This window comes from Streptococcus mitis (genome assembly GCF_001579035.1).
Classification (GTDB): Bacteria; Bacillota; Bacilli; order Lactobacillales; family Streptococcaceae; genus Streptococcus; species Streptococcus mitis_J.
The window spans coordinates 404,465-411,289 of sequence record NZ_KQ970285.1 but is presented as its reverse complement, the minus strand read 5'-3'; the positions used below and the strand labels follow the sequence as shown (position 1 = coordinate 411,289).

At 41.5% G+C, this 6,825-nt stretch carries 5 protein-coding genes; all 5 read right to left on the bottom strand.

Features of this window, described 5'->3' with window-relative positions:
* A partial coding sequence (locus tag SMIDD26_RS02055; protein WP_134990103.1) for an ATP-binding cassette domain-containing protein occupies positions 1-189 on the bottom strand: 189 nt, incomplete at its 3' end.
* A gap of 236 nt (positions 190-425) precedes the next feature.
* Positions 426-2,831 (bottom strand): phenylalanine--tRNA ligase subunit beta, encoded by a 2,406-nt coding sequence (gene pheT, locus SMIDD26_RS02050; RefSeq protein ID WP_061438748.1) that lies wholly within the window; start codon positions 2,829-2,831, stop codon positions 426-428.
* Positions 2,832-2,907: 76 nt separating this feature from the next.
* A complete protein-coding gene (locus tag SMIDD26_RS02045; RefSeq protein ID WP_061438747.1) occupies positions 2,908-3,417 on the bottom strand; it encodes a GNAT family N-acetyltransferase in 510 nt (169 codons plus the stop codon).
* Positions 3,417-4,463, bottom strand: coding sequence for a phenylalanine--tRNA ligase subunit alpha (gene pheS, locus SMIDD26_RS02040; RefSeq protein ID WP_049524320.1), 1,047 nt, complete (start codon positions 4,461-4,463; stop codon positions 3,417-3,419). The genes SMIDD26_RS02045 and pheS overlap by 1 nt, the downstream gene beginning before the upstream one ends.
* Before the next feature lie 368 nt (positions 4,464-4,831).
* On the bottom strand, positions 4,832-6,825 hold a 1,994-nt coding region (locus tag SMIDD26_RS02035), incomplete at its 5' end, for a DEAD/DEAH box helicase family protein (protein ID WP_246746854.1).

Genomic DNA, 6,825 nt, shown 5'->3' with positions numbered 1-6,825 from the left:
ATCCTGCCCATCCAGACTGATTTCTCCTTGATATTCTAAAAACTTCAAAATACTGTGGAAAATTGTTGTCTTCCCAGCACCGTTTTTCCCAACTAGTCCCAAAATACGACCTGGTCGCGCTTGAAAGTCAATACCAAACAAAACTTGCTTGGATCCAAAACTTTTCTCTAGACTTCTTACTTCGAGCATCTTTAACCTCCGAAATTTCTTTCACTCATTATACTCCTTTTTGATAGCCTTTACAATGACTTCTGTCCATTTTTAGAAGACTAATGCTATGTAAAATATGGCCTGGAGCACGTTTAGTGATAAATCCATTATACAGTAGCAAACTTAATTTATCCACTCTGCTCCTCAACTGTCAGTTTTTGATCCTGAATTGTTATGTGAAAAGAAAAATCCACCCCGAAGGATGGATTGATACTTTAACGCACTTCTGCATTGACTTTTTCTTCAAGTGATGCTTGGATTTTTTCCATGTAGCGTGCGACTTCTTCGTCAGTTAAGCTGTCTTCTGGATTTTGGAAAGTCAAGCTATAAGCCATTGACTTCATACCAAGTCCCAATTTCTCGCCTGAGAAGACGTCAAAGAGTTTGATATCTGTCAAACGTTTTACGCCTGCAGATTGGATAGCATCTACAACTTCTTGATGAGTCACTTCTGCCTTGAGGAGAAGGGCCACGTCACGGCTGACTGCTGGGAATTTAGTAATTTCTACAAATGGAGTAGCTGGTTGAAGGGCAGTTTCGATGGCTGAAAGGTTGAGCTCAGCCACATACGTTTCTGGAATATCGTAGGCCTTAGCAGTGACTGGGTGTACTTGACCAAGGAAACCAAGAACTTGGTCACCGAAGGAAATCATAGCTGTACGTCCTGGGTGGAGGCTTGCAATTTCAGCCGTAGCTGTATAAGTCACTGCTAGTCCCAAGCGAGCAAATAATGCTTCTAGGATTCCCTTAGCATAGAAGAAATCAACTGGAACTGCTGCTGTTTGGAAATCTTTTTCAGCCACCAAGCCTGTCAAGGCAAGGGCAAAGCTGTTGATTTCATTTGGAAGTTCTTCTTTTGGATTACCTGTTTGTTCAAAGACTTTTCCAATCTCATAAAGGGCCAAGTTTTTATTCTTACGAGCTACGTTATAAGCCACCGTATCAAGGATACCAGAAATCATATTTTGACGGAGGACAGAACGGTCCACTGTCATTGGCCACATGAGTTCAGTAAGGTTGCTTGGTTGAGCCGTAAACTCAACTGCTTTTTCAGGAGTTGTTAGAGCATAGGTGATGATTTCTGTCAAACCTGTTCCTTCAGCAATCGTACGAACTTGACGGCGAAGTTTTTGTGTCGCAGTCAATTCACCTGCTGTACCATCGTCTTTTGGTAGACTAGTTGGCAAACGGTCATAACCATAGATACGAGCGATTTCTTCAAAGAGGTCTGCCTCGATAGTGATATCCCAGCGACGACGTGGAACGCTGACTGTAAAGCTGTCTGCATTTCCAGAAAGGCCAAAGCCAAGACGACGGAAGACGTCTTCTACATCCGCGTAAGAAAGTTCTGTACCAAGGACACGGTTAACATCAGTAAGAGTTGAAGAAACTTCCACATCAGAGGTATCAAGCTCACCCGCTGAAACGATGCCTTTGCGCACCGTCGCACCTGCAAGTTCTGCAATCATGCTAGCCGCCGCATCAAGGGCTTCGTTAACAGTTGCCACATTAATGCCTTTTTCAAAGCGAGAAGATGACTCAGAACGAAGATTCAGGCGACCACTGGTCTTACGGATAGATTTGCCATTGAAGACTGCAGCTTCAAGAACTACACGACTAGATTTTTCAGAGATTTCTGTTGCTTGACCACCCATGACACCTGCAAGAGCTACTGGCTTGTCTGCGACAGTGATGACTAAGTCATTTGTTTCCAAGTCACGTTCTTCACCATCTAAAGTCACTAATTTTTCACCAGCACGCGCTTCACGCACACGAATGTCAGTTCCTTCAAAGGTATCCAAGTCAAAGGCGTGCATTGGTTGACCAAAGTAGAGGAGGATGTAGTTGGTCACGTCCACTACGTTATTGATGGGACGGATTCCTTCGTTCATGAGAAGGTTTTGCAACCATTGTGGACTTGGTGCAATAGTCACATTGTCCAAGATACGAGCGGCATAGTAAGGCGCCTTGTCTGTCTCAATACCCACAGAAAGAGCATCTGCTGCAGCTTGGTCAGTTTCTGAAAGAGTAAATTCTTTAAAGTTGACTGCCTTGTCATAGATAGCTGCCACTTCGTGAGCCACCCCACGCATAGAAAGGGCATCCGCACGGTTAGGTGTAATTGAAAGTTCGATGATTTCATCATCCAAGTCTAGATATGAGAAGACTTCCTCACCTGGAACGGTATTTTCTGGCAAGATTTGGATGCCATCTGCGAATTCCTTAGGCACAACTGAGTCAGAAATCCCCAATTCGCCAAGCGAACAGATCATCCCAAGTGACTCAAGACCGCGGATTTTCCCTTTTTTGATCTTGTAATTGTCAGCGATGCGAGCTCCTGGAAGAGCCACCATAACCTTGATACCAGCACGCACATTTGGGGCACCACAAACGATTTGACGGGCTTCTTCTTCGCCAACGTTAACCTGACAAACATGAAGGTGAGTTTCTGGCACATCTTCGCAAGACAAGATCTCACCGACGACAATTTTCGAGAGACCGGCAGCAGGTGATTCGACACCTTCTACCTCGATCCCTGTAGTTGACATTTTTTCAGCCAACTCTTGTGATGGAACATCAATGTCCACCAATTCTTTTAACCATTTATAAGATACAAGCATAATTTAGTTTTCCAGAATGACAGTTGTCACTCTAGTTCTTTTCCTTTCCTATCATTTCAATAGAAGAATCATCTTCTTACCTTAATTTCTTTCTCAGTAACCAATCTGTATCTACTTTTTGACCAACCATAAAATGATGTTGGCTAAATTTTTCAAAACCATATCGGTTATAAAACGCTTGAGCTTTTGTATTATGTTCCCAAACACCTAACCAAGCCCAAGAAAAACTATTTTTTGTAGCAAGTTCAAGAGCAAATTCAAACAGTTGCTTACCTAGTCCAAATCCTTGGAATTTTTGTAGCACATAGAGACGTTGAATTTCAAAAGCATTCTCTAATTCTCTCTCAGTCTGAGCACTTCCCCAGTTAACTTTGAGAAAACCGGCTATCTCCTCTTCATGCACAATGAAATAAGTTTCGGATTCTGGATTTCCCAACTCAGTTAACAAAGTTTTCAGACTATAAGCCTCTTCAAAGTATTCCTGTAACTGCTCTTCTGTATTATCATGCGCAAATGTTTCACGAAAGGTTTGTTTGGCAATTTTAGCCAACACCTCAACATCTGCCATTTCTACTTTTCTAATCATTATTTAAACTGTTCTGAGAAGCGGACATCTCCTTGGTAGAATCCACGGATATCGTTGATTCCGTAACGGAGCATAGCTACACGCTCTTGTCCAAGACCAAAGGCAAATCCAGAGTAAACAGTCGCATCAATACCACTCATTTCAAGGACACGTGGGTGAACCATACCGGCACCCATAATTTCGATCCAACCTGTTTTCTTACATACGTTACAGCCTTCTCCACCACACTTGAAGCAAGAAACATCCACCTCAACAGATGGCTCTGTGAATGGGAAGTAAGATGGACGCAGACGAATTTGACGCTCTTCACCGAACATTTTTTGCACAATCAACTGAAGGGTTCCTTGAAGGTCAGCCATAGAGATATTTTTCCCAACAACCAAGCCTTCGATTTGGTGGAATTGGTGACTGTGGGTTGCATCGTCTGTGTCACGACGGAAGACACGCCCTGGTGAGATCATTTTCAAAGGACCTTTAGAGAAATCATGGGCATCCATGGCACGCGCCTGCACAGGAGATGTATGAGTACGAAGCAAGATTTCTTCTGTGATATAGAAAGTATCCTGCATATCACGGGCTGGGTGGTCTTTGGGAAGGTTCATACGTTCAAAGTTATAGTAGTCTTGCTCCACTTCAAAACCATCCACGACTTGGTAACCCATCCCGATGAAAATATCTTCGATTTCTTCACTGGTTTGTGTGAGGACATGACGGTGACCAGTCGCAACAGGACGACCTGGAAGCGTCACATCGATACTCTCGCTAGCTAATTGTGCAGCGACTTTCTTTTCTTCCAAGAGCTTAGCTGTTTCTTCAAAAGCAGCTGTCAAGACATCACGAGCTTCATTGACGTGTTTCCCAATGATTGGTCGCATCTCAGCAGAGACATCTTTCATCCCTTTGAGGATTTCAGTAAGTGAACCCTTTTTCCCAAGGACTGAGACACGCAAATCTTGCATCTCTTTTTCATTTTCAGCAGAAATCTGCTTCAAGCTAGCCAGCGTTTCTTCACGAAGCGCTTTTAATTGTTCTTCAATAGTTGACATATTTCCTCCATCAGTCTCTCATAAGATAAAAAGAAAACCACATGCCAAAAACTCCACTCGGAGCGTTGACACGCGGTACCATCCGTTTTTATCTGACAAGTCAGACCTTCATTTCTAAATCCATGCGCAAGTGAATTCACCCAGCTTTCATATAGAGAGCTTGCAGTCACGGCTCTCCTCCCTGATATACTTCCCTTGAGTTACTAGTCTTGCGGATTTCTATTCAATTACTACATAGTTTATCAGATTTTTACCATTCTTGCAAGACCTATCTCACTTCTGCTTGTTAGATGTGCTTCGAATGTGAAAATGTCATCACTCTCACTAAAGAAATGAAAATCATACATAGAAATTTTCAAAAGTTTTCTCTATCGTAAACCTGCCACTAGTTCAGAAGCTATACTAGCTGATTCCAAACGTAGTATGGTCATTTCATCTACCTTCCCTAATAATGGCATTGCACCATACCAAACAATGGTCTTGTTTACCAAAAGAATAGGCGTGACTATTTTTGATTGAGTAAAAGATACTTTAATTTTCTGGCTCTTCAACTGGTCTAGCCATGCTTTATTTGCAACCGTCTCTGGTATACATATCTCAATTTGACTAATCCTAAATTCTTTTAGAAATTTCATCAGTTTTGTCTGGTGCACATAAGGTAAAATAAGCATACATTCCTGTCTTTCCCCTGCCAAGTCCTCTCTCAACACCTTCTCATATCTACTATCAACATAAACGAATTGTTTCTCCTCACCCTCGATGACACGATAATCCATCTTTCGATAAGCTACTTGTCGTTTCTGAAACATCTTTTCTAAATAAGGAACATGAATATCCACATAATCGAAAATCCGCACCAAAGACTTATCCTTGTAGTTTCTATGAATCCGACCTGCATACTGAATCAAATTATTTTTCCAAGAAAAGGGTGCTGCCAAGATAAGCGTGTCCAACTGAGGTAAGTCAAAACCTTCGCCAATGTATTTTCCAGTAGACAATAAAACAAACCCTTTATCTAACTGTTCTAATATCTCCAGTAAACTTGTTCTCTCTCGGACTTTGGTTTTGCCACTAATAATATAAAAATCATCAACTTCTTTCTCTTTCAATAACTTTTCAAAGACATCTATCTGTTGAATTCGATTGACTAAAACCAAGATATTCCGCCCTTCTGCCACTTGGGCTAGAATATCCTTGAGAATCAACTGATTCCTCACTGAGTCAGTAGCAATCCAATCACTAAGCTGTATAAAATTACTTGCCTTAGTCTTTTCAATCTCCAAATGACCAAAAGAAGTGAATCTTACTTGCAATTGCCGTTTAAAATCCGTTTCCCTCTTATCAGCAGTATGGAGTATCTCACCAATTCTCTGAAAAACAATAGGCTCATGACCATTCTTACGTTCAGGCGTAGCCGTTAAACCGTAAAGATACTTCCCTCTATACTGAGCAACAACTTTTTCAAACATCAAGGCAGAGACATGATGACACTCATCCACAATCATAATCTCATACTTATCCAAAAGACTTTGGCTATTTTCCAACTTAAATAGAGATTGAATCATAACAACATCAACCAGTTTACTCAGCCATTTCTTAGTCCCACCGTACTGCCCAACATAGCCTATTACCTTTTCACGGCCTGATGCCGTATAACGGGTAGCTTCTTCCTCTTCGAAAGTCAAAAAATTGTTTAAACGATCCAGCCATTGGTCTAAGAGTTGCTTATTATGAACTAGGATAATTGTTTTTGTCTTCCGTTCAGAGATGAGAGCAGCACCTAAAACGGTCTTCCCAAAACCAGTCTCCGCATGGAGTAAACCATTTTCTTTGGAAATCATATCTGACAAGGCTAAGTCTTGCTCAAAAGTGAGTTCTCCCTTAAATGCTGCTCTAATAGACCTTTGTACTTTTCTCCTATCTTCCACAACTACCTGCTTAAATTTATCTTGCAATGGATACAGCAAGCCTCTTGGCAGCCATAAATAATGTTCGGATTCTCCAAATAAATACATTCGCTCAGGAATTTGATAGGTTGGCTGTCGCATAGCCTGCTTTAAATAAAATTCGGGATTAGAAAATGAAGCCATATTTTTCAAGAAAAACAGTGTCTTGGGTGTCACAGACGATTTTTCAAGTTGGATCATATTGGATAAGACGACCTTCAACTCCTTGTCCAATTCTTGCTTGCCTAACTCCTCTTGGATTAACAGTGCCACTTTAGCAGTTGAAATCTTCTGAATTACTTGCAGATACCTCCATTGGTCTCCATAAGGTTGAAAATGTTCATCCACAAAGACCGTTCGCCCTTGATGGTAAGCTTCTCCTTGAAAAGGCAAGGCAATCAAATTTCCAAATCCCC